At 66.2% G+C, this 23672-nt stretch carries 17 protein-coding genes; 3 read left to right on the top strand and 14 right to left on the bottom strand.

What is annotated here, in order from left to right; all coding sequences use genetic code 11:
- Window positions 1–7 precede the first annotated feature (7 nt).
- The 11 genes from KB879_RS08485 to KB879_RS08435 all read right to left on the bottom strand — a co-directional run bounded on the left by KB879_RS08485 (window position 8) and on the right by KB879_RS08435 (window position 16984).
- A complete protein-coding gene (locus KB879_RS08485; protein WP_211981003.1) occupies window positions 8–1612 on the bottom strand; it encodes a GMC oxidoreductase in 1605 nt (534 codons plus the stop codon).
- Window positions 1609–3495, bottom strand: a complete 1887-nt coding sequence (locus KB879_RS08480) for a preprotein translocase subunit YajC (protein WP_249221263.1) — start codon at window positions 3493–3495, stop codon at window positions 1609–1611. The genes KB879_RS08485 and KB879_RS08480 overlap by 4 nt, the downstream gene beginning before the upstream one ends.
- Window positions 3496–3608: 113 nt before the next feature.
- Window positions 3609–4073: a (2Fe-2S)-binding protein gene (locus KB879_RS08475; RefSeq protein ID WP_013956652.1), complete on the bottom strand. Its 465-nt coding sequence runs from the start codon at window positions 4071–4073 to the stop codon at window positions 3609–3611.
- Window positions 4042–6366: a molybdopterin cofactor-binding domain-containing protein gene (locus KB879_RS08470; protein ID WP_211981002.1), complete on the bottom strand. Its 2325-nt coding sequence runs from the start codon at window positions 6364–6366 to the stop codon at window positions 4042–4044. The genes KB879_RS08475 and KB879_RS08470 overlap by 32 nt, the downstream gene beginning before the upstream one ends.
- A 242-nt stretch (window positions 6367–6608) precedes the next feature.
- Window positions 6609–8072, bottom strand: a complete 1464-nt coding sequence (locus tag KB879_RS08465) for an AdeC/AdeK/OprM family multidrug efflux complex outer membrane factor (protein ID WP_211981001.1) — start codon at window positions 8070–8072, stop codon at window positions 6609–6611.
- Complete coding sequence (locus KB879_RS08460) at window positions 8069–11230, bottom strand: efflux RND transporter permease subunit (RefSeq protein WP_013956649.1); 3162 nt, start codon at window positions 11228–11230, stop codon at window positions 8069–8071. The genes KB879_RS08465 and KB879_RS08460 overlap by 4 nt, the downstream gene beginning before the upstream one ends.
- Window positions 11231–11257: 27 nt before the next feature.
- The gene (locus tag KB879_RS08455) at window positions 11258–12409 is read right to left on the bottom strand and encodes an efflux RND transporter periplasmic adaptor subunit (protein WP_013956648.1); all 1152 of its coding nucleotides are present in this window, start codon (window positions 12407–12409) and stop codon (window positions 11258–11260) included.
- Window positions 12410–12698: 289 nt separating this feature from the next.
- Entirely contained in the window at window positions 12699–15065 is a 2367-nt protein-coding gene (locus tag KB879_RS08450) for a DNA polymerase II (RefSeq protein WP_211981000.1), read from the bottom strand.
- Between the two features lie 92 nt (window positions 15066–15157).
- Window positions 15158–15412 carry a hypothetical protein gene (locus KB879_RS08445; protein WP_013956646.1) on the bottom strand — a complete coding sequence of 85 codons (255 nt, stop codon included), beginning with the start codon at window positions 15410–15412 and terminating at the stop codon, window positions 15158–15160.
- An 81-nt stretch (window positions 15413–15493) separates the two neighbouring features.
- Window positions 15494–15985: a VOC family protein gene (locus KB879_RS08440; RefSeq protein ID WP_013956645.1), complete on the bottom strand. Its 492-nt coding sequence runs from the start codon at window positions 15983–15985 to the stop codon at window positions 15494–15496.
- Between the two features lie 120 nt (window positions 15986–16105).
- Complete coding sequence (locus KB879_RS08435; protein ID WP_013956644.1) at window positions 16106–16984, bottom strand: LysR substrate-binding domain-containing protein; 879 nt, start codon at window positions 16982–16984, stop codon at window positions 16106–16108.
- A gap of 126 nt (window positions 16985–17110) precedes the next feature.
- On the opposite strand from KB879_RS08435, the gene argH reads away from it, so the two are divergent.
- The gene (gene argH, locus KB879_RS08430) at window positions 17111–18610 is read left to right on the top strand and encodes an argininosuccinate lyase (RefSeq protein ID WP_013956643.1); all 1500 of its coding nucleotides are present in this window, start codon (window positions 17111–17113) and stop codon (window positions 18608–18610) included.
- Between the two features lie 32 nt (window positions 18611–18642).
- On the top strand, window positions 18643–19611 hold the full coding sequence (locus KB879_RS08425) for a tripartite tricarboxylate transporter substrate binding protein (protein ID WP_153954794.1): 969 nt from the start codon (window positions 18643–18645) through the stop codon (window positions 19609–19611).
- A gap of 21 nt (window positions 19612–19632) precedes the next feature.
- On the opposite strand, the gene KB879_RS08420 is transcribed toward KB879_RS08425, so the two are convergent.
- The 3 genes from KB879_RS08420 to KB879_RS08410 form a co-directional block, all read right to left on the bottom strand.
- Entirely contained in the window at window positions 19633–20238 is a 606-nt protein-coding gene (locus KB879_RS08420; RefSeq protein WP_013956641.1) for a glutathione S-transferase family protein, read from the bottom strand.
- Between the two features lie 91 nt (window positions 20239–20329).
- Entirely contained in the window at window positions 20330–21541 is a 1212-nt protein-coding gene (locus KB879_RS08415; protein WP_013956640.1) for a PLP-dependent aminotransferase family protein, read from the bottom strand.
- Between the two features lie 35 nt (window positions 21542–21576).
- Window positions 21577–22569, bottom strand: coding sequence for a tripartite tricarboxylate transporter substrate binding protein (locus tag KB879_RS08410; protein ID WP_013956639.1), 993 nt, complete (start codon window positions 22567–22569; stop codon window positions 21577–21579).
- Between the two features lie 163 nt (window positions 22570–22732).
- Here KB879_RS08410 and KB879_RS08405 point away from each other — a divergent pair, with 163 nt between their 5' ends.
- Window positions 22733–23662 carry a LysR substrate-binding domain-containing protein gene (locus KB879_RS08405; RefSeq protein WP_211980999.1) on the top strand — a complete coding sequence of 310 codons (930 nt, stop codon included), beginning with the start codon at window positions 22733–22735 and terminating at the stop codon, window positions 23660–23662.
- Window positions 23663–23672 lie beyond the last annotated feature (10 nt).

Raw genomic sequence — 23672 nt, 5'->3', positions numbered from 1 at the left:
CCCCGCATCAATCCTGCTCGCGCAAGAGCATCGCCACGTTACGCTCCGCGAGCGCAGCGATGGTGCGCGAAGGGTTCAGGCCGAGCGGGCGCGGGACGATCGCACCGTCCATGACATAGAGACCCTTGTAGCCAAATACCCGGCCCCATGCATCGACGACTCCGTCCGCGGCGGAGGTTCCCATGTTGCAGCCTCCCAGCGGGTGCGGGGTGATCAGGTTGTGCCACCGTCGCCAGGTGAGCGGCACCCACGGATCCCCGCCGGTCGCTTCCGAGAGCTGCGTATGCGCTGCAATCATGGCCTCGATAATGGCCACCGATGCCTGATACGACCAGTCGAGCCGCAGCACCCGACGCCACGGCGCGTACCACCTGCGGCCCAGCTTCAGCTGGCCATCGCCAGGGTCCACGCCTTGCCCGAACCAGGGCATCATCCGCTCGACCGGATCGCCGTCGTCAAACAGTCCTCCGACCTCCTTCCACACGGCGCGCAGCTTGCGGGATCGCGTTCTCTTCATATGGCGTCGAATAAAGTTGCCTGCGAGGTTCGGGATGCCGCCGTCCTCGACGAAGAGCGCCTGTCCGTTCGGGCCGTCGTGGTCCAGCAGGTCGATCGCGGCGGAGATGGTCACGCCATGAGAAGGAGAGATCGTCCTGTTGCCATAGAAGGCTGGCGTCACGAAGTCGCCATTGTGGGCCCAGCCAAATCCCAACCTTGGTGAAAGAGCGGGCAGCGTGCGATGCTCATCCCGACAGCGCAGCAGTAGCTCGGTGCTGCCGATGGAGCCGGCGGCCAGTATCACCCTGGCGGCCGTGACTGTGCCAGGGCTCGTCGTTTCGTTTTCCGGGTCGATCTTCCTGAAGCAGACCCGCCAGCCCGGCTGCAGCGGCTCGATCCTGTCTACCAGGTGCAACGGGAGAATCTCGGCGCCATTGTCTTCAGCCACCGCCAGGTAATTCAGGTCCAGCGTATTCCTGGCCGATACCTGGCACCCCACGTCGCAGTTGCCGCAATGGACACAAGTGCCCTGCCACCTGCCGTGCTGGTTCAGGAATCTCTCCGAATGACGGTCATCGCGGGGGTCTTGCCGTGTGGGGTCCCAATGCTCGGAAAATGTCACCGCCAGCGGCAATTTACGGAAGCGCCCGCCCCATCCGCAGGCTTCCGCGCCCTCGCGCAATAGCCGGGTTCGCTCGCTCAACTGGTTATCCGGCACTTCGCTCACTGCGAGCATGCGCCCGACCTCCTCGTAGTGGGCCTGCAGGCCGGCATAGGTCACCTCTTTCGGCCAGCCGTGCTCAAAGGCTTCCGGCCTGGCTTCCACGGAAACGTTGGCGTAGATCAGCGAGCCGCCACCGACTCCGGCCCCGGCGATGACCCATACGTCAGAGAATGTCCGGATATCGGCCCAGCCATTGAAGCGATTGGCGCGCTCCTGGTTCCACAGCCAGGGATCACTTTCGTCGCGCGGGTAAGTCGCTGGGCTCCAGCGCCGGCCGCGCTCCAGCACCAGCACTTTGCGGCCGGCCTGCGCGAGCCGGCACGCCGAGACCGCACCACCGAAGCCGCTGCCGATGACGACGACATCGTAGGCCAGGGCATGGCTCATCATGACGCTCCCTGTCGTTGGATGATGATTGGCTTCTCCTCAATCATCCGCACCGCCTCCGGCGGCGATACCTGGCCGTCTGCCGGCACGAAGCGGGGGCCGGCTGCGCCGGGCTGGGCGCGCACGCGCCAGGTGCTGTTAACCTTCGCCAGGCGCGCGACGCCCTCGCCCAGTTGCCAATGGCGGCAAACCTTCTCCAGCTTGAGCGGGTAGATTGTCAATTGCCCCCCCTCGAACCGCATCCGCAGGAAGCACTTGTAATCGGCGATGCGCTGGGAGGAGAACACCTCCTCGGGGTGCAGACGCCACAGGGCATTGCCCAACACCATCCAGACGCCAAACAGCAGGCCGCCGAGGGCGCCGCCCAGCAGCATGGCCTCGACCACGAACAGCAAGACGGGGGGCGCGTTGTCGGCGCCAAAGACATGGAAGTTGAGGCGCAAGACGAGCCATAGCAGCGCGACTGCCAGTGCCAGGTGCAGCAGCCCGTGCAACGCGCCGACAACGCACGCCAGCCGGACGCCGCGCCTGACATCCCTGGTCGACAGCGCAGCACAACTAAAGACGATGGCCGCTGCGAACACCACCGACGCCGGACTGTGCGCCATGACCCGGAACAGTTGGTGGAACATCTCGCCGATATTCCCGAATGTCACTTCGAGGCCGGCCAGCCTGCCCACGAAGCCGCGTTGATCGCGCCCGGGAACAGATACCAGGCTCGCGCTTTGAATGCTCCAGTCGAACAACAAATACAGGATCGCCACCAGCGCACAGAACGAGAGGTTGCGCGCAGGCAGTTGCCACGCGCGATTGCGCAATTTCCGGGCGGTCGCCTTTTCCGGATACGCCGACTTCAGCTCGTAGAACTGTCTGGCCGGACCCACCACGATAGGCCTCGGTGGATCCGGCAGCAGGTGTGTGCCGTGAAGAAATGCGCCGCCGCCGCCGCAGGTGATGCGATGCGGTCCCGCCGTGCCCGCTCGCGGCACGTAGTGCGCGTAGTGGTGCGAGTTGCCGGCCAGCACCAGTGCGAGCCGATCGCCCAGCATCCCCTCGATCTCGCTCAGGCTCCGAAAGCGCGGGGTCTTGGTCTCGATCGAAGGCATGGCCCGCCGCTCGCCGCGGCGCACGCGCTCCATCTCGTCGATCCAGCTCGCCTCGGGCGCGCACAAGACCACGCGGTCACCGGGCTGCAGCGCCGTGCACAGCTTCTGGAAGTACTCGCGCTGCGGCCGGTCGATTTCCGACTCCAGTTGCAGGTCCAGGCCCCAGATCCACCAGCCGCCGGTCAGCTGCAAGGCATAGTAGCCGGTGCGCTGGCGTGTCTCCCAGCCGCCCACGGGCTTGCCGCTGCAGAACAAGCGGGCGAAGCCACGCAAGCCATCGTACCAGTCGTGATTGCCAGGCGTGGCGACCATCCACGGCGCGTCCAGCGGCAACTTGATCGTCTGGTCGCTGTACACGGGGTGAACAGCCTCGACTGGCGCAGGGAACGCCGCCCGGAAAGGATCGACGAAGCGCGTCCGATAGCCATCATGAGCAGGCGTCGGATACACCTGGTCGCCGCCCAGCAACAGCACCTTTGCCCGCGGCAGCGTCACACCTTGCTCGCGCAGCGTCACCGCGTGACTGACGCACAAGGCCATGGAGTAGGTCGAGTTCCAACCGTCGCCGGTGTCGGCCAGATAGTCGACCCAGACACCGCCGTGCTCGTCAGCGGGCACCGGGAGCGGTGGATTCGGATTCAGTGTGGTGAGTGCCGCCTGCACCATGCGCTGGTCGGCAAAGGCGCCGATTGCCATCGCCACGGCGACGCGCATGGCGGTGAACGGCAGCTGTAGCGGGCTCAGCCAGTTCACCATTGTTCTTTGGGTGTAGAGTTCCACGCGCCCGGTCGCAGCAGATGCGGAAGGGATCGCCGCGGAGCCGGCAGCATCGGTCGCCGCTTGCGAACCACCCGGATATAGCGACGCTGGTGCTGACCCGGAATGTTCCACCATCATCCCCTTAACATCCCCACCGCTTCCGCAATCGCCCGCCTGATCCGCGGGTACGTGCCGCACCGGCAGATCACGCAGCTCATCTGGTCGGCGATCTCCGTCTCCTTCGGATTCCGTGTGCGCTTGAGCAGCGCGCTCGCCGCCATCAGTTGCGCGCTCTGGCAGTAGCCACACTGCACCACCTCGTGCTTCAGCCAGGCCGCCCGCAGGGCGCTCGCCTCGGGGCCGTCGAGTCCTTCGATGGTGACGATCTTCTTCCCTTCCATCTCGCTCGCGTGGTGCTGGCACGACAGCAGCATCTTGCCGTTGACATGCACCGCGCAGGCGCCGCACACCCCCACGCCGCAGCCGAACTTGGTGCCCGTCAGCTTGAGCTCGCAGCGCAGCACCCACAACAGCGGCGTGCAGCCGTCCGAGCGGATTTCGACGCTCTTACCGTTGACACTGATCTGATTGTCGGGCATCGCAGGCTCCGGAAGGCGGTAGGGTCTTCAGCAGCGGCAGGTCGCGCAAGCGCTCGCCGGTCGCATGGAACAAGGCGTTCGCCACCGCCGGCGCGATCGGCGGCGTGGTGGACTCGCCCACGCCCTGTGGCGAGCGCATCGAAGGCAACACGTGCACCTGGATGTCCGGGCAGTCTCGCAGGCGCATGGCCGGAAAGGCGGTGTAGTAGTCCTCCTGCACCTTACCTGCCTTCAGCGTGATCTTCTGCCACAGCGCCGCCGACAGCCCGAACACGATGCCGCCCTCGACCTGCTGCTCGATCAGGGTCGGGTTGACCGGCATGCCGCAATCGATGGCGCAGTAAACGCGATCCACGCGGACCTGCCCCGCGTTGTCCACCGACACCTCGGCGACCTGCGCCACCACGCTGCCGAACGACTCGTGCAGGGCCACGCCGCGCCCCACCTTCACCACACCAGGCTGCTTGCGCAGGGGCTGGCCCCAGCCCGACATCTTTCTTGCCTGCTCCAGCACCGCGCGCTGGCGCTCATCCCTGAGCAGGCTCATGCGGTAGTCGAGCGGGTCCACCCCGACCGCCACCGCCAGCTCGTCGACGAAGCTCTCCATGAAGAAGGCATGGTGCGAGTGCCCCACCGAGCGCCAGTAGCCCACGGGGATGGCGAGGTCCACCGTCTGGTGGCCGACCCACACGTCCGGCCAGTCATAAGCCTGGTCGAAGGCGCCTTCCACCGTGGACTTGTCCAGCCGCGACACGAAGATGTCGGGCAGGCCAAAGTTGCGCTTCGCGACGCCCTCCAGCACTGACTGGCTGGCCGAGATATTGCGCACGGCAATGACCTTGCGGTTCCCGTCGAGCCAGGCCTCGAAGCGCGACACGCTGGCCGGACGGTAGAAGTCATGCCGCATGTCCTCGGGGCGAGACCAGATCGTCTGCACCGGCACGCCCTTGCGCTGCGCGGCGATGGCGGCCGCCTGGCAGATGAAATCGACTTCGAGCCGGCGCCCGAAGGCGCCGCCGATGGATTGCTGGCGCATTTCGACCTTGTCCGTGTCCAGCCTGAGCGTCTTCGCCACGCAGCGGCGAGCCAGTCCGGGCATCTGCGTGGCGGCCCACACGATGGCGCGGTCCTCCTGGACCAGTACCGTGCAGTTGACCGGCTCCAGCGCGGCGTGAGCGAGATAAGGCGCCGAGTACAAGACCTGAATGGCGGGCTTGCCCTGCTTCATGGCGCGCCCATTGCCATGCTCGTACCAGACGCGCGGGTTGGAGGCGTCAAGCGCCTTCACCAGCGTATCGCGGATGCCGTCGCTCGACAGGGTCCGCGCCCCGCCCTCGTCCCACTTGCACTGGACCTTCTCCACCGCCTGCATGGCGATCCACGCATCGCTGGCGATCACCGCCACGCCGCCGCTGCCGCCCTGGAGCGGAGGCAGCGCGACCACGTCGAGCACGCCGGGCAACTTCTTGACGTCGTCGGGCGGGGATCCCTGCAGCGTGCCGCCCAGGGTCGGACACATCTGCACGCTGGCGTAGACCATCGCGTCCGCCACCACGTCGATACCGAAACTGGCCGTGCCATGGAGCTTGGCAGCGGCATCAAGGCGCGCCGCGCGGGTGCCGATGAGCCTGTAGCTGGCCGGATCCTTCAGTTCGACCTGGCGCGGCAAAGGCTCACGCGCAGCTGCCGCGGCCAGTTCGCCGAAGGTGGCACTGCGCCCCGACGGATGCATCACCTTGCCGGCCTGCGCGCGGCACGCCTCCGCCTTGACGTCCCACTGCTTCGCCGCTGCCGCGCACAGCATCATGCGCGCAGCGGCGCCGGCCTCGCGCATCGGCGTCCACAGGTCTCTGATGCTGGTAGAGCCGCCGGTGAACATCAGGCCCACCTCGCGCACGCCCTTGCGCGTGAACCATTCGGCGGCGCGCCTGGGCCACCCCTTATCGTCCGGACGGAATGGCAGGTTGGCGACCACGCCCTCGATGTTGTTGTACAGGTTGTCGACAGGCGACGGCTCGACGCGGATCTGCGACCAGTCGGCCTCCATCTCCTCGGCCAGCAGCATCGCCGCGCCGGTATGCACGCCCTGCCCCATCTCGGCCTTGTTCATGACAACCGTGACGGTGTTGTCGGACGCCACCTTGACCCAGCCGTTCAGCGCGACCTGCCCGTCGCGCACGGCCAGCGGCTCGCCGCCCGCCAGGCGCTGGCGCGGCGGCAGCCAGGCCCATCCGATCACCAGCGCACCGGCAGCGCCCGCACCGCCGAGCAGGAAGGCTCTGCGCGTCAACATGGCAAGACTGGCGGATCGATCATCATAGAAAGGCCCCGTGCCGCCGATGGCATGGCCTATATTAGGTCGGGAAGTGCCGCAGCGCGAATGCGAACACGTGGTTGGCGCTATCGCGCAACACTTGCCCCGCTTCCCTGGGCGCCATCGCGGGTCCGGCACCAGGATTGGCTGTGCAACGCAGGCCACCGACCGTTCGTGCCGATGCTCGCGCGACGGCGCAGGCTGGCCGCCCGGCCAGCGCGTCAGCTTGGTCCGACGGCTGCCGCAGACGTATCGGCGCGCTTGCCGGTCGGCTCGTGCCAGCCGCCGCCCAGGGCCTTGTACAGGTTGACTTCGCTGGTCAGCTGCTCGAGCCGTGCCTGGATCAGCAGTTGCTGCGCGTTGTAAAGCGAGCGCTGCGCGTCCAGCACGGCAAGGTAGCTGTCGACACCGGTGCGGTAGCGCCGGTCGGCCAGACCATAGGCGTCCTGGGCGGCTTCCACGAAGCGGATCTGGGCCTGGAGCTGGCTGGTGTAGGTGCCGCGTGCCGCCAGCCCGTCGGCGACCTCGCGGAAGGCGGTCTGCACCGTACGCTCGTACTGGGCGACGTTGACGTCCTTCTGGATGGTGGCGAAGTCCAGGCTGGCCCGCAGGCTGCCGGCGGTAAACAGCGGCAGGTTGATCCGCGGCTGGAACAGCCACGTGCCGGAGCCTGCCGCGAACAGGCCCGAAAGCTGGCTGCTGGCGGTGCCCGCCGATGCGGTCAGGCTGATACTGGGGAAGAACGCCGCACGCGCGGCGCCGATGTCGGCGTTGGCGGAGCGCAGCCGGTGCTCGGCCGCGAGCACGTCGGGACGGTTCTGCAGCAGGTCTGAGGGCAGTCCGGCCGGCACATCGGCAAACAGCTTCTGCTCCAGCGGCAGGCCTTCCGGCAGGTCCGCGGGCGGGGACGTGCCGAGCAGCAGCACCAGGGCATTCTGGTCCTGGGCAACCAGCCGGGTATAGCGCGCAAGGCTCGCGCGGGCGGTTTCCACGGCGGTCTGCGCCTGGCGCAGGTCCAGCCGGGAAGCGATCCCTTCCTCGTAGCTGCGCCGGGTCAGGCCATAGCTGCGCTCGTAATTGGCCAGCGTTTCACGGGTGAGCTGCAGCAGGGCTTCATCGGCGCGCTGGGTCAGGTAGGCGCTGGCAACGCTCGCCACCAGCGAGATCTGGGCGCTGCGGCGCGCTTCGTCGCTGGCGAAATATTGCTCGAGCGCGGCTTCGCTGAGGCTGCGCAGGCGGCCGAACAGGTCGATCTCCCATGCCGTGGTGCCTATCGACACGCCGTACTGGCTGCCGATCGTCCGCTGTCCGGTGGGAGACAGGTCGGCGGGAATGCGCTGGCGCGTGCCCTGTGCGGCCGCGCCGATGGCGGGAAACAGGTCGGCGCGCTGGATGCGGTACTGTGCACCGAACGCCTCCACGTTGAGGGCGGCCACGCGCAGGTCACGGTTGTTCTGCAGCGCCAGTTCGATGAAACGGCGCAGGCGCGGATCAGCGAAGAAATCGTGCCAGCCCAGCTCGACCGCGGGCACCTGGCCGGCATCGGCTGCGGCATCGGCAGGCAGGTAGGCCGGGCCCTGCGGGTAGGCTGCCTCCACCGGCGAGTCCGGCCGCTCGAATTTGGGGATCAGGCTGCAGCCGGCCAGCATGGCCATGGCGGCAGCGCAGAGCAAGGTCTTCTTCATTCAAGCGCCTCTTCTTCCAGGGAGGCCACATGCGGCCCCGGCGGCTCCGGCCTGCGCTTGCGCCCGAACATGGAGGTGACGACGACGAAAAACAGCGGCACCCAGAAGATCGCCAGCACCGTGGCAGTGATCATGCCGCCGATCACGCCGGTGCCGATGGCGTGCTGGCTGCCGGCCCCGGCGCCGGTCGACACGGCCAGCGGAAACACGCCGAGCATGAAGGCCAGCGAGGTCATCACGATGGGGCGCAGGCGCATGCGGCACGCCTCCACGGTGGCCTCGACCAGGCCCCTGCCCTGTTCGTACTGGCTCCTGGCGAATTCCACGATCAGGATGGCGTTCTTGGCGGACAGGCCGATTGTGGTCAAGAGGCCCACCTGGAAGAACACGTCATTGGACAAGCCACGCCCCAGCGTGGCCAGCAGTGCGCCGATCACGCCGAGCGGCACCACCAGCATCACCGAGAACGGGATCGACCAGCTCTCGTACAGCGCGGCCAGGCACAGGAACACCACCAGCAGCGAGAGCGCATAGAGCGCCGGCGCCTGCGAGCCCGACAGCCGTTCCTCATAGGACAGGCCGGTCCAGGCATAGCCTACGCCCGGCGGCATCTGCTTCATGATCTCCTCGATCGCCGCCATGGCCTCGCCGGAGCTGCGCCCGGGCGCGGGCTCCCCCAGCAGTTCCACCGCCGCCACGCCGTTGTAGCGCTGGAGCTTGGGCGAGCCATAGGCCCACTTGCCGTCGGCAAAGGCGGAGAACGGCACCATCTCGCCCTTGTCGTTGCGCACGAACCACTTGTCGATATCGTCCGGATTCATCCGGGAATCCGGGCGGCCCTGCACGTAGACGCGCTTGACCCGGCCGCGGTCGATAAAGTCGTTGACGTAGCTGGAACCCCACGCGATCGACACCGTGCTGTTGATGTCTGCCAGCGAAACGCGAAGCGCGCGCGCTTTTTCATCGTCGATCACCAGCTGGTACTGCGGCTGGTCATTCAGGCCATTGGGACGCACGCGCTGCAGCACCGGGCTTTGCGAGGCCAGCGCCAGGAACTTGTCACGCGCGTTCATCAGCGCCACGTGACCAATGCCGGCCTGGTCCTGCAGGTAGAGGTCAAAGCCGATGGCATTGCCCAGTTCCTGCACCGCGGGCGGGGCGAACGCGAACGACATCGAATCGCGGAAGGTCATGAACTTGCGCTGCGCGCGCGCGGCCAGGTCAAACACGCTGGTGCTGTCCCCGCTGCGCTGCTCCCATGGCTTGAGCAGGATGAAGGCCAGGCCCGAGTTCTGGCCGCGACCGGCAAAGTTGAAGCCGTTGACGGTGAACAGGGAGCTCACCACGCCGCCCTCCTCCTTCAGCATGTACTCTCGCATCTGGTCGAGTACCTTCTGCGTGCGCTCGGCCGTGGCGCCGGCCGGCGTCTGCACCTGGGCGTACAGCACGCCCTGGTCTTCCTCCGGCAGGAACGATGTGGGGATGCGCGTGAACAGGAAGCCCATCACCACCAGGATGGCCACGTAAATCAGCAGGAAAGGCAGGCGGCGCTTCAGGATGCCCGACACGCTGCGCTCGTAGCTTTGGACGGTCGAGTTGAATTTGCGGTTGAACCAGCCGAAGAAGCCGCCCTTGTTCTCTCCATGGTCGCCCTTTTCGATGGGCTGGAGCATGGTCGCGCACAGGGCCGGCGTCAGTATCAGTGCGACCAGCACGGACAGCACCATGGACGAGACAATGGTGATGGAGAACTGCCGGTAGATCACGCCGGTCGAGCCACCGAAGAACGCCATAGGCAGGAACACCGCCGAGAGCACCATGGCAATGCCCACCAGCGCGCCCTGGATCTGGCCCATGGAGCGCCTTGCGGCCTCCCTGGGCGGCAGGCCGTCCTCCGCCATCACGCGTTCGACGTTCTCCACCACGACGATGGCGTCATCCACCAGCAGCCCGATGGCCAGCACCATGCCGAACATGGTCAGCGTGTTGATGGTGTAGCCGAACGCCGCCAGCACGCCGAAGGTGCCCAGCAGCACCACCGGCACGGCGATGGTGGGGATCAGCGTGGCGCGGACGTTCTGCAGGAACAGGTACATCACCAGGAACACCAGCACGATGGCTTCCATCAGCGTCTTCACCACTTCATGGATGGAGCCCGCGATCACCGGCGAGGTGTCATACGGGAACACCACCTTCATCCCGGGCGGGAAGAAAGGCTCCAGCCCGTCCAGCGTCTTGCGGATGGCGCGCACGGTCTCCAGCGCGTTGGCCCCCGCTGCCAGCCGCACGGCAATGCCCGAGGCGGCCTGGCCGTTGTATTGCGCGTTGATGTTGTAGTCCTGCCCGCCCAGGCCCACCTCTGCCACGTCCTTCAGGCGCACCTGGGAGCCGTCGGGGTTGACCTTGAGCAGGATGTTGCCGAACTGCTCGCCGGTCTGCAGCCGGGTCTTGCCGATCACGCTGGCATTGAGTTGCTGGCCCCGCACCGCCGGCAGGCCGCCCAGCTGGCCGGAGGCCACCTGGACGTTCTGCGCCCTGATGGCAGTGCTCACATCCAGCGGCGTGAGCTGGTAGCTGTTGAGCCGGGCCGGGTCGATCCATACCCGCATCGCATACTGCGCGCCGAACACCTGGAAGTCGCCCACGCCGTAGGTGCGCGAAAGCGGGTCCTGGAGATTCGAGACGATGTAGTTCGACAGGTCTTCCCGCGTGACCTTGGGGTCAGTGGAAATCAGGCCCACGATGACCAGGAAGTTGCGCACCGACTTGGTCACGCGGATGCCTTGCTGCTGCACTTCCTGCGGCAGCAGGGGCTGCGCCAGTGCCAGCTTGTTCTGCACCTGCACCTGGGCAATATCCGGATTGGTGCCCTGCTCGAAGGTCACCGTGATCGTCATGCTGCCGTCGGCATTGCTTTCCGAGGAGATGTAGCGCAGGCGGTCCAGGCCGTTGAGCTGCTGCTCGATCACCTGCACCACGGTGTCCTGCACCGTCTCGGCCGAGGCGCCGGGGTAGTTGACCGAGATCGCGATGGTGGGCGGCGCGATGGCCGGATATTGGCTGATGGGCAGCGCGCGGATCGACAGCACGCCGGCCAGCATGATGACCAGGGCGATCACCCACGCGAAGATGGGCCGATCGATAAAGAAGTTGGACATGGCTACTCCCTTGCCCTGGCAGCGCGCTCAGGGCTTGGCCGCGGACGGGGCCGACGCGGCGGCCACCGGGGCGCCCGCGCCGCTCCCGGCCTGGGCGACGCGCACTTTCGCGCCTGGCCGCACGAACTGCAGGCCCTCAACGATGACGCGGTCGCCGGCTCCGAGGCCCTCGGAAACCAGCCACTTGTCGCCAACGGCGCGATCGGTGCGGATCTGGCGCAGTTCCACCTCGTCCCTGGCATTGACCACCAGCGCCGTGGCCTGGCCCTTGAGGTCGCGCGTCACACCCTGCTGGGGCACGAGCAGGGCATTGGTCTTCACGCCTTCACGCAGGCGGGCATGGACGAACATGCCCGGCAACAGGTCATGGCGCGGGTTGGGAAACACCGCGCGCAGCGTCACCGAGCCGGTGCCCTGGTCCACGGCCACTTCGGAGAACTCCAGGCGGCCGGTTTCGGGATAGCGGGTACCGTCTTCCAGCACCAGGCTAACCTGGGCCGCGTTGGTGCCGGCACTTTGCAGCGCACCATTGGCCAGTTCGCGCCGCAGCCGCAGCAGGGAGGCAGAGGGCTGGGTCACGTCGACGTAGATCGGGTCGAGCTGCTGCACCACCGACAGCGCGGTAGCCTGGCCGTTGGTGACCAGCGCACCTTCCGTCACATTCGAGCGCCCGATGCGCCCGGAAATCGGCGACAGCACCCTGGTATAGCGCAGGTTGATCTCGGCACGGTCCACCGCCGCCTGCGCCTGCAGCCAAGCGGCCCTGGCCTCGTCGTACTGCTGCTTGCTGACGGCCTCGTCACCGACCAGGCGCCCGTACCGCTCTGCCAGCAGGCGGGTGGATTCCAGCGTCGCCCTGGCGCTCTTGTAGGTGGCCTCGTAGGTGGACGGGTCGATCTGGTAGAGCTGCTGCCCCTGCGTGACGTCGCTGCCCTCCTTGAACAGGCGGCGCAGGATGATGCCGTCCACCTGCGGCCTGACTTCGGCAATGCGGAACGCTGTGGTGCGCCCCGGCAGCTCGGTATCCAGCGTCAGCGGCTCGGTCTTGAGCGTGACCACGCTCACTTGCGGTGGCGGCGGGGCGGCGGCCTCTTTCTTGCTTCCGCATCCGGCAAGCATTGACATGGCGATGGCCAGCGTGACCGAAACCCAGGCGCTGCAGCCGCGTGATCGTTGCATTGCGATTTCCTGCGTAAGAATCAAGGCCGAGTCAAAACGTCACCGGCAAGTCGGTTGACCTGTGCCAGAGCGGAACAGCGGGATGAAGCAAGGGCCATGCCCGCCGTTGCGCCAGCGCCAATTGCAGAAGACGTAGCCGAGAAAGTCTATCCCGACTCGAAGAAATGGTTCGGCCGATTATCGGCTACCCATATTTCAAGAACTTACATCGCGATCCGGCGTGAGCCGCGCAACACGGGAAAGCGCAGGCACAAGGCGCTCCGCGATCACGGCACACCCGGCGCCCGGGCTATTGCGGAAACAGCGACATCTGCCCAGCCAGCAGCGTCTCGAAATCGTCGTCCAGGAACGGCAGGATCGCGTCGGCGATCGGCTGCAACTGCTTGTTGACGTAGTGGTCATAGTCGACCGGCGCCGACCGGGTCTCAAGCGGCTCCGGCCCTGAAACGGTCATCACATAACTGATCCAGCCGCCATGCTGATACTGGCGCGGACGTCCCTGGCGCTCGTTATAGGCATCGGCAATACGGGCGGCGCGGACGTGCGGCGGCACGTTGCGCTGGTAGTCATCGAGCTTGCGGCGCAGCCGCTTGCGATAGACCAGTTGCTCGTCGAGCTCGCCGGCCAGGGTGCGGCGCACGATGTCCCGCACATAATCCGCGTACGGCTCGCGGTTGAAGATCTTTTCGTATAGGGTCTGCTGGAAACGCTGGGCGAGCGGCGACCAGTCTGTACGGACCGTCTCAAGCCCCTTGAAGACCATCTCGACCTTCCCGTCGGGCCGTTCCACCTGGCCGGCATAGCGCTTCTTGCTGCCAAGGTCCGTGCCGCGGATGGTCGGCATCAGGAAACGCCGGAAATGCGTTTCGAACTGGAGTTCCAGCGCGCTTTCCAGTCCATAGGTCTGCCCGAGGTGATCGCGCCACCAGTCGTTGACGTAGGCGACCAGGCTGCGGCCGATCTGGTTGGCATCGGCTTCCGTTCGCGCGCGGCGCAGCCAGACGAATGTGGAATCCGTGTCGCCATAGATCACCTCATAGCCGCGGGCCTCGATCAGCGCGCGGGTCTGTCGCATGATCTCGTGCCCGCGCATGGTGATCGACGACGCCAGCCGCGCATCGAAGAACCGGCAGCCGCTGGACCCGAGCACGCCGTAGAACGCGTTCATGATGATCTTGAGCGCCTGCGAGAGCGGCTTGTTCCGGTCACGCTTGGCGGCCTCGCGGCCTTGCCAGACCCTGGCGACGATCGCCGGCAGGCAGTGCTTCGTCCGGGAAAACCGCGCACCGCGGAAGCCAGGCACCGAATCGGCATCGTCCGGATGCGCCAGGCCTTCGACCAGGCCGATCGGGTCGATCAGGAAGGTCCGGATGATCGACGGGTAGAGGCTCTTGTAGTCCAGCAAGAGCACCGATTCGTAGAGCCCCGGCCGCGAGTCCATGACGAAGCCGCCGGGGCTGGCCTCGGGCGCCTTCTCGCCGAGGTTGGGCGCGACATACCCCTGGCGGTGCATCAGCGGCATGTAGAGATGCGTGAAGGCGGCAACCGAGCCACCGCTACGGTCCGCCGGCAGGCCCGTGACCGTGGCGCGCTCCAGCAGGAAGGGCAACAGCTCCGTGTTTTCGAAGATCCGCGTCACCAGCTCGCAATCGCGCAGGTTGTAGCGGGCCAGCGCCGGCTTGTCCTGCTCGAACATGCGGTCGATGGCGTCCATGCGGTCGTACGGGTTGTCGACCGCCTTGCCCTCGCCGAGCAGTGTCTGCGCCACCGACTCCAGGCTGAACGACGGGAAGCTCCACGTGGCGGAACGCAGCGCCTCGATGCCGTCGATGATCAACCGGCCCGGTGCGCTGGCGAAATAGTGCTGCTGGGCGTTGTGCTCGCGCCATTCCATCTCGGCACCGCCGCGGCCGAGGCGCAGCGGGATCTGGAACTTGCGCGCATGCTCTTGCAGCACGCGCAGGTCGAACTGGACCAGATTCCAGCCGATGATCGCGTCGGGATCGTGATCGGCCAGCCACTGGTTCAGCTGCTCCAGCAACTCGGGCCGTGTGGCGCAGTATGCGAGCGAGAAACCGACGTCGGCGGGCATCTGCGGCGCCGCGCCCAGCATGTAGACCTGGCGCTGACCGCAGCCTTCGAGCGCAATCGAATAGAGTTCGCCGAACGCGTTGGTCTCGATATCGAGCGAGACCAGGCGCAGCTTGGGCCGGTAGTCCACCGACGGCTTCATCTGGGCATTGCGCAGCGCGCCGCCGGCATCCGGCTCGCCGTCGAACCAGACCGGAGCGGTGATGAAACGCTCCATCAGGTAGCGCTCGGGCGGACGGATATCGGCTTCGTAGACATCCACGCCGGCGTCGCGCAATGAACGGCTGAGCTGGATCAGTTGCCGATGCTGGCGGCAGTACAGGCCCAGTACGGGCCGGCGCTGGAAATCCTGGAGCCTGAGCGGGCGCAGCTCGACATCGCGCTCGCGGCACAGCAGCGCCTCGGCACGCTCACGCTGCGACTCGGGGATAAACGCGACTGACGGCTGACAGGACAGGCGCAGGCGGCGCGGACCATCATCGGTCGCCAGCCAGAATTCGACTTCGGTGCCGGCCGGCGTATCGCGCCAGTGTCGGGTCAGGATGAAACCCTGCTGAAGTGCCACGTTAGGTACTTTGGGAAACGGCTACCGGTCAGGATTCTAGCGGATGGGGCCGGATGCGTGAGCCGCGTAAGCCACCCCGAGGCATCTTCGGCTCATGCAAAGCGGTCGTGCAGGATAGAGGCGGTCAATTCGCGCTTCTTCCAGTACATGTGGTGGATGCGCTGCTGCAATTTGCCCAGCACCATGGGGTCGAGGCTGCCATAGGTCAACAGCACGGCAGGCTGCGAGCCATCGCCTTCCTCGTGTTCGAGGTTGTCGAACGGGGGAAACCCATACTTTTCCAGGAAGGCCGCGATTTCCTCGTCCGAGGTGCCAGGTTCGATGTTGCCTAGCAGCAAACGACTCATGATGGTCTCTCCCGGTCGATGGAAAAGCGGCCCTGCCCCAGCCCTCATTGCGGTCTGGCACTGAGACCCGCTACCTCAATTCTAGGATGGGCTTCTGCCCTGCCGTGCCGCCTCGATCGTGGCGATATCGATCTTTTTCATCGTCATCATGGCGTCAAATGCGCGCTTGGCCGCCGCGCGGTCAGGGTCGGTGATCGCCGCGCTGAGCGCGCGCGGGGTGATCTGCCATGACAGTCCCCACCGGTCCTTGCACCAGCCGCATTCGCTTTCCTGGCCGCCATTGCCGACGATCGCATTCCACAAGCGGTCGGTTTCGGCCTGGTCGTCCGTCGCAATCTGAAAAGAGAAGGCTTCGTTGTGCTTGAAATGCGGGCCGCCGTTCAGCCCGAGGCAGGGAATGCCGGCGACGGTGAACTCGACCGTCAGGACATCGCCCTGCTTGCCGTCGGGATAGTCGCCCGGCGCGCGGTGGACGGCGCTGACAGCGCTGTCGGGAAATGTTTCAGCGTAGAAGTTTGCGGCATCAAGGGCGTCGTGGTCGTACCATAAGCAGATTGTGTTCTTGCTTTGCATTTTCGTGTCTCCTGGAAAGTCGAGCACCGGGAATCCGCGACCGGGACTCCAATGTCTCATATTCCGATGGCGGGCGCAGGCTGCGCAAAGGGTGGACTGAGGAGCCGCCAGCGGCCTCTGTCACATGGACTTGAAGGCGGCTCGCATGCAGGCGACAAAGTCATTGACGTGCGTGTCGCGTGGCGCCAGTTTCGCGCGCAGCATGTAGCTCCTGAACGGGATTTCCGGCTTGAACGGGATTGCCACGACGCCCGGGAACTTCATCGTCCGGCTGACGATGGGATTCACCAGGCTTACCCCCAGACCTTCGCTGACCATCCTGCAGATTGTCGCCGCGAAGGGGGTTTCAAGCGCCATGATCCGGGCCCCGTCGCTGAAGGCGGCATCGATTGCGCGCCTTGACATGCTGCCGCTGGGCAGGGAAATGAAGCGCTCGCCGGTCAGATCCTGCGGAACGAGCCGCTTCTTCCTCGCCAGCGGGTGTCGTGCCGGCACGACACAAACCGCGCTTTCGGTGTGTATGACGGACGCGACGACCCCCGGCTTATCGGCAATGTTGGAGACGAAGCCGATGTCGCAGTGCTGGGTGGCGATCCAGTTGGCGATGACGTGGGACTCACTGGTATCGAGAACAATGCGGACCAGGGGGTACTTTTCGCTGAACATCCGGACCGCCAGCGGGAGCACGCTCAGCGATATCGACGCGGCAGCCGCCACACGCAGCGTTCCGACGCCGGCGTCGCGGATGGCCCGCGCCGATTCGCCCAGGCTGTCCAGCCCTACGAAGGCGCGCTCCACTTCCTTGAACAGCGCCTCGGCCCCTTTGGTCGCCACGACACGTCCGGGCAGCCGGTCGAACAGCTCGAAGCCGAGCTCCGCCTCGAGCTTGCCGATGACCCGGCTCACGTTTGGCTGGGACGTGTGCAACTGCTGCGCGGCAACTGTCATGGAGCCGGTCAGCATGACGGCCCGGAAGGTCTCGATCTGTTTGAAGTTCATGCCCGCAATGGTACAGCCCTTCCTTCGTGTCCATATCAAAAATGCATGCCGACGGCAAAATCTGTCATTTGACCGGTATGCCATCGGCCTCCGATACTCAATTCACCACAGAACGTATCGGAAACCATGGAATCGAAAGTCAGCCGCCGGCTCAAGGAGCCGCTTGCAAAAGAAATCTGCGAGCACATTTACGGTCCGCGCCTTGCGCGTGACTTCTCCAGGCAATTCGCCTACCTCACCGAGGTGAACCAGGCACACCTGCTGATGCTGCACAAGACCGGCCTGGTGTCACCGGAGATCGCCAGGAAGCTGGCCAGCGGCCTGCAGCAGATGGAAAATGAAGGCCCCAGCGCGGTGACCCTCGATCCCGCCAAGGAAGACCCATATTTCAACTACGAAGCCAGGCTGATGACGGTGACCAGCCGGGACATCGGCGGGCGGCTGCACATGGCGCGCAGCAGGAACGATATTGCGGCCACCATTGACCGGATGCGCGCCCGCACCATCGTTATCGACACCATCGAGGCGCTGGGCAGGCTGCGCAAGGTGGCGCTGCAGCGCGCCAGCGAATTCGCCGATGCCGTCATGCCGGGATACACGCACCTGCAGCCTGCGCAGCCGATCACCTTCGGCTTCTACCTGAGCGCCGTGTCCGAGGCCCTGGGCCGGGACATGGACCGGCTCCATGCGGCATTGCCGAGGATCGACGCCATGCCGCTGGGTGCGGGAGCGCTGGCCGGCACGCGTTTCCCGATCGACAGGCAAGTCACGGCGGACGGGCTTGGCTTCGGCTCGCTGGTGCACAACACGCTGGATGCGGTGGCGTCGCGCGACTTCGCCTGGGAGGCGATGTCCGCCATGGCCATCATCGCGCTGACGTGGGGCCGGGTCGCGCAGGACTTCTACGTGTGGTCCACGCCCGAGTTCGGCCTCCTTGCATTTCCCGACCGGGTGGCAAGTACCTCGAGCATCATGCCGCAGAAGAAGAATCCCGCAGTGCTGGAGTACTTGCGTGGCAAGAGCGCCCATATCGTTGGCCTGTTGACGACGTCCCTGGTTACCGTCAAGGGAACGCACTTCACGCACACCGGTGACAGCAGCCGGGAGAGCATCCGCAGCTTCTGGGAATGCAGCGAGGAAACCGCGCGCTGCCTGTCCCTGTTCGAGCTGATCCTCGGCAGCGTGGAGCCGAGGCTGCCGAACATGCTGCAGCGCGTCAGCCTCGACTTTTCCGTGGCGACGGACCTGGCCGATGGGCTTGTGGCCGAGGCCGGACTGTCGTTCCGGGACGCTCACCACGTTGTGGGCGGACTGGTGCGCTTGGCACTCGATTCCGGACAATCCGCAGGCGAGCTGACCAGTGCCATGCTGGACCGTGCCGCGGTGGACGTGATCGGGCGGGCAATCGAATGGCCCGAGCACAAGCTGCGGCAGTACCTGGATCCCGTCGAGAGCGTCAACGCGCGCGGCAACGGCGGTCCGGCGCCTTCGGAGGTCACCCTCGCCATCCAGCGGCAACGCGGCCACGTTGACACCGTGCTGGCTTCGGTGAAGTCCACCCGAGCGCGCCTCGATGCAGCGCGCGATCGGATGAAGCGTGACATCGCCGCATTGGCAGCCGCCTGATTCACCAACCCGTCCTTCTATCGCCAAGAACCATGAAGCTCATCGCCAAGTTCCTGATTGCGGCGCTTACCGCTGCTTGCGTTGCCCCTGGCGCCTCCGCCGCGTACCCGGACAAGCCGATCCGCCTCATCGTCCCGTTCGCGGCGGGAGGCACCGTGAACCTCATTGGCCGTGTGCTGGCACAACGTCTCTCGGAGACCCTGGGCCAGCAGGTCATTGTGGAGAACAAGCCCGGCGCGGGCGGCACGCTGGGTGCGGACGTGGTCGCCAAGTCGCTGGCTGACGGCTATACGCTCCTGCTCGCGTCATCGAGCCACCAGTCCATCCACCCGCTCATCTACAAGAAGCTGCCCTACGACGCGAACAAGGACTTTGTCCAGGTGGCGCTGTTCGCGGCCGTGCCAAACGTGCTCGTGGTCTCGAACAAGGTACCGGCGAAGACTGTCAAGGAGTTCATCGCCTATTCCAAAGCAGGCGGCAAGACACTGTTCATGGGCTCCGCCGGCAACGGCAGCGTCAACCAGATGGTCGGCGAACTCTTCCAGCACAAGACCGGCACCAGTTTCGAGCATGTGCCGTTCAAGGGCGCGGGCCCTGCGACAGTCGACCTCCTGTCGGGGCAGATCGACCTGATGTTCGTGAACTTGCCTAACGTCTTGCCGCACATCCAGAGCGGGAAGATGCGCGCCCTCGCGGTCGCGAGCGCGCGACGGGCCGCTTCGCTGCCGGACGTGCCGACCATGGCGGAAGCTGGCGTCCCTGACTTCGTGGTCGACTCCTGGTCCGGCGTGCTGGCGCCCGCGGGAACGCCCAAGGCTGTGATCGACAAGCTCTCGCTCCAGATCAACAAGATCGCGAAGGAGAAGTCGACTGCCGACAGTCTCGCTGCCCAAGGGGCGGTCCCGCTGCCCGGCACCAGTGCCGACTATGCCAACCTGGTGCGCTTCGAGACCCAGCGCTGGCGCGAGGTGATCAGCAAGGCGAACATTGCGCTGGACTGAGGCCGCAGGACATGCCGCGTCTCACCGGGCCTGCGCCGCGCGCACGAACGCGTCGCGCGCAGTGATCCGCTTGACGTAGTCCTGGATGCACGGGCTCTCGCTGATGCGCGGCGCACCGAATCGCCCCGCCCATGCCAGCGAGGCACCGAGATAGACGTCCGCCGCGCTGAAGGTTGCGCCGAGCACGAAGGGGCCGGGAGTCAGGGCTTTCTCGATGGTGTCGATCACATCGTCATAGTCGCTCCAGCCGACCGCCTGCTTCGGCAGCGGCGCCTCTTTGCGCATCATCCGGTCAGTCAGCGCCGGTTCGAAGCAACTGCCGCAGAAGAACAGCCACCGCAGCACCGTGCCGCGCGCGGACGAGCCTGCGGGCGGCATCAACCCGGCCTGCGGAAAGGCATCTGCAAGCCAGGCGATGATCGCGCCGTTCTCGGTCAGGACCGTGCCGTCCTGCAAGACCAGCGTTGGAATCTTCCCCATCGGATTGATCGCCAGGAACTCCGGCGAGCGGCTCTCGCCCTTGGTGAAATCGATGTGCTGCAGCTTGTAGTCAGCCCCGACCTCCTCCAGCATCCAGCGCGCCACCGAGGCGCGGCTTTGGGGGTTGTAGTAGAGCGTCATGGTCATACCGTCCTCCTGCCGCGTTCGGCCGTGTGGTTTCGACCGCAGCAGGATAGCATCCGCCGGCTGCCACAAACCGCTTGCGTCGTGGGTGCCCTCATCCGGCCCGCGCAACCGCCCGCGCGAGCCGTGCGACGCCCTCCCCGATCTGCGTCAGGTTCGTGCTCGCGAAGGACAGCCGGAATGCGGCGCGCTGGCGCCGCTCCACATAGAATCCGGCACCGGCGACGAACAGCACCTTTTCCGCGATCGCGTGCGGCAGTAGTGCGGCGGCATCGTCGATGCCATCCAGCGCGGCCCAAAGGAACATCCCTCCCGCCGGCGATGCGAAGCGGATGCGGTCGCCAAAGGCCTGGCGCAGCGCCGCCGCGAGCTGGTCGCGCTTGTCACGATAGGCCGCGACTTCCCGCGCGACCTGTGCCGGCAGCCGGCCCGCTTCCAGATACTGCGCCGCGGCCAGCTGGATCCATGGCGGCGTGCACAGGTCGGATACCTGCTTGGCAATCACCGCGCGGCGCACGATCCCGGGCGCGGCGACCATCCAGCCGATCCTCAGGCCGGGGGCCAGCGTCTTCGACAGGCTGGCCAGGTGCACGAGCCACGGCCGCGCCTCGGGTACCGACGCGCACAGCGCCAGCAGCGAAGGCGGCGGTGCGCCATCGAAGCTCAGCGCCCCGTAGGGATCGTCCTCGACCAGCACCACGCGGTGCCGCGCCACCAGCTTCAGCAACTGCAGCCGGCGTGCGGGCGACAGCGTGGCGCCGGTGGGGTTGGCGAAGGTTGGCACCGTATAGATCAGCCGGGGCCGCAACGACGGCTCGGCCAGCATGGCTTCAAGTGCAGCCACGTCCATGCCGTCGTGATTAGACGGCACGCCGCGTATGTCGGCGCCGGCCAGCCGCAATGCCTGCAGCGTCGCGGAATAGGTCGGCTCCTCGACCAGCACCACGCTGCCGGGCTCGACCAGTGCACGCACGAGGAAATCGAAGCCCTGCTGCGAGCCGCTGGTCACGAGCAGTTCGTCCTGGGCCACAGGCGCGCCGCGCCCGGCCATCAACGACGCCAGCGCCTGGCGCAGCGCCGGCGCGCCTTCGGTGGCGCCGTACTGCAGGCATTCGGCGGGCCGCTCGCGCAGCACCGTCGACGACGCCGCGCCAATGCCGTCGACATCGAACAGCGTGGCGCACGGGTAGCCGCCGGCGAACGAGATCATCCCGGGGTCGGACAGGTACTTGAACAGTTCCCGGATTGGCGAGCCTGCCGGGTCGCGCAGCGCGGGGACGAAGGGATAAGCGGCGTCGGAAATCATGAGCGGATGCAGAGCGTGCTGGATATGGGCGTGCTTCAGTCCACCGAAGCACCGGACAGGCGAACGATCTCGCCCCACTTCTGGCGGTCCTTCTTCAACACGTCGGCAAACGCCTCCGGCGAGCTGGGCGCCGGTTCCGCGCCCAGCTCGCGCATTTTTGCCTGCACGCCTGGCTCGCTAAGCACGCGCGTCAGGTCCTGGCTGATTTTCTGGGCCACCGCGGCGGGCACCCCGCGCGGCGCAAGCAGGCCGAACCATGGGCTGGCATCGAAGCCGGGGACGGGGCCCGCGGCGGCGACCGTCGGCACATTCGGAAGCGCCGACGAGCGCGCTGGCGTGGTCACGGCCAGCGGCTTGAGCTTGCCCGAGCGGATAAACGGCAGCGACGCCGGCAGGTTGTCGAACATCACGTCGACGCTGCCGCCCATCAGGTCGGCGATGGCCGGGCTGCTGCCCTTGTAGGCGACGTGGCTCATCTCCGTGCCGGTCATGCGCTGGAACAGCTCGCCCGCAAGGTGCGTGGAGGTGCCGTTTCCGGCCGACGCCATGTTGACGCGCTTCGGATTGGCTTTCAGGTAGGCGATGAACTCGGGCAGCGTCTGCACGCGCGCGCGTTCCGCAAACGCCGGCGAGAGCACCACCACGTTGGGTACGCGCGCCACCATCGCGACCGGCGCGAAATCGGCGTCGGCATCATAGGGCAGCTTCTTGTACAACGCCGGGTTGATGCCGAACTCGCCCACTGAGCCCATCAGCAAGGTGTAGCCGTCCGCCGTGGACTTGGCCGCCGTGCCGGTGCCGACGATGCCGCCCGCGCCGGGGCGGTTGTCGACCACCACCGACTGCTTCCATTGCGTGGCAAGTTGCTCACCGATCAGCCGGGCCACCATGTCAGTGGTGCCGCCCGGCGGGTACGGCACGATGATGCGCACCGGCTTGGCCGGGAACTCGAGCGCGCCGGCAATGCCGGGCATGGTCGCGCCGAATGCAAGGGCGCCGGCGGCGAGCGCGCTGAACAAGTGTTTCATGCAGTCTCCTGTCTACCTGATGGTTGTCGTTATGAGGTTGTCGCGATGACGATGCCGAGAAGAGGCGGCAACGCAAGGATCGAATGATTTCTCATCAACTCCAAGCTTTCAAGCGAGATTTCCGTATAGGATGATGACCTAAAATCATCAACTCAGCCCCCCGATGCGGCAACGACTCCCCAGCCTGTCCAGCCTGCGCGCCTTCGAGGCAGCCGCGCTGCACCTGAACCTGCGCCGCGCGGCGGCGGACCTGTTTATCACCGAGAGCGCGGTGTCGCGCCAGATTGCGTCGCTGGAAGGGCTGCTGGGCGTGCAGCTGTTCCACCGCGCCAACCAGCGCATCACGCTGACGGCGGCCGGCACGCTCTACAGCGGGCAGGTGCGGGAGTTGCTGCGCAAGCTGCAGCGCGACACGCTCGACCTGATGGCGCACGAGGGCGCGGGCGGCACCGTCGAGCTGGCCTGCGTGCCCACGCTGGCGGTCGAGTGGCTGATACCGCGGCTACCGGCCTTTTATGCGCGCCATCCGGGGATCGTCGTCAATATCAGCGCGCAGTCAGACATCTTCCTGTTCGACGGCACGCCCTACGACGCGGCGATTCACTTTGGCGAGGCCGTCTATCCCGGCGCGCGTGCCGACCGGATGTTTGACGAAGAATCGGTCGCGGTCTGCCATCCGGACTTCTTCGAAGGCAAAAAGCGGATCACCCCGCAGGACATCGCCCTGTCCCCGCTGCTGCACCTCGCCACGCGCATTCTCGGCTGGAAGCAATGGATGGAAGCGGCCGGCATCGACGACGTCAACGCCATGCGCGGTGCACGCTTCGACCACCACTCCATGGTCATCGCCGCCGCACGCACCGGGCTGGGCGTTGGTCTGGTGCCGCGCTTCCTCGTGGGGGAATACCTGGCAAACCGCCAGCTGGTCATGCCCGTCGCCCATTCGCAGCGCTCCACGAGCGCGTATCACCTGGTCTCGCCGGATACGCGGCCGATGAGCGAGGCGATGCAGCGGCTGCGCGAGTGGCTGCTGGAAGCAGCGGGCGAGTTTGCGACAAAACAGTCTGCGCCTGCGGACGATGCTGGCAACTAGCAAGCCGACG

The organism is Cupriavidus sp. KK10 (assembly GCF_018223725.1).
GTDB lineage: Bacteria > Pseudomonadota > Gammaproteobacteria > Burkholderiales > Burkholderiaceae > Cupriavidus > Cupriavidus necator.
This window is presented reverse-complemented; position numbering and strand designations above follow the sequence as displayed.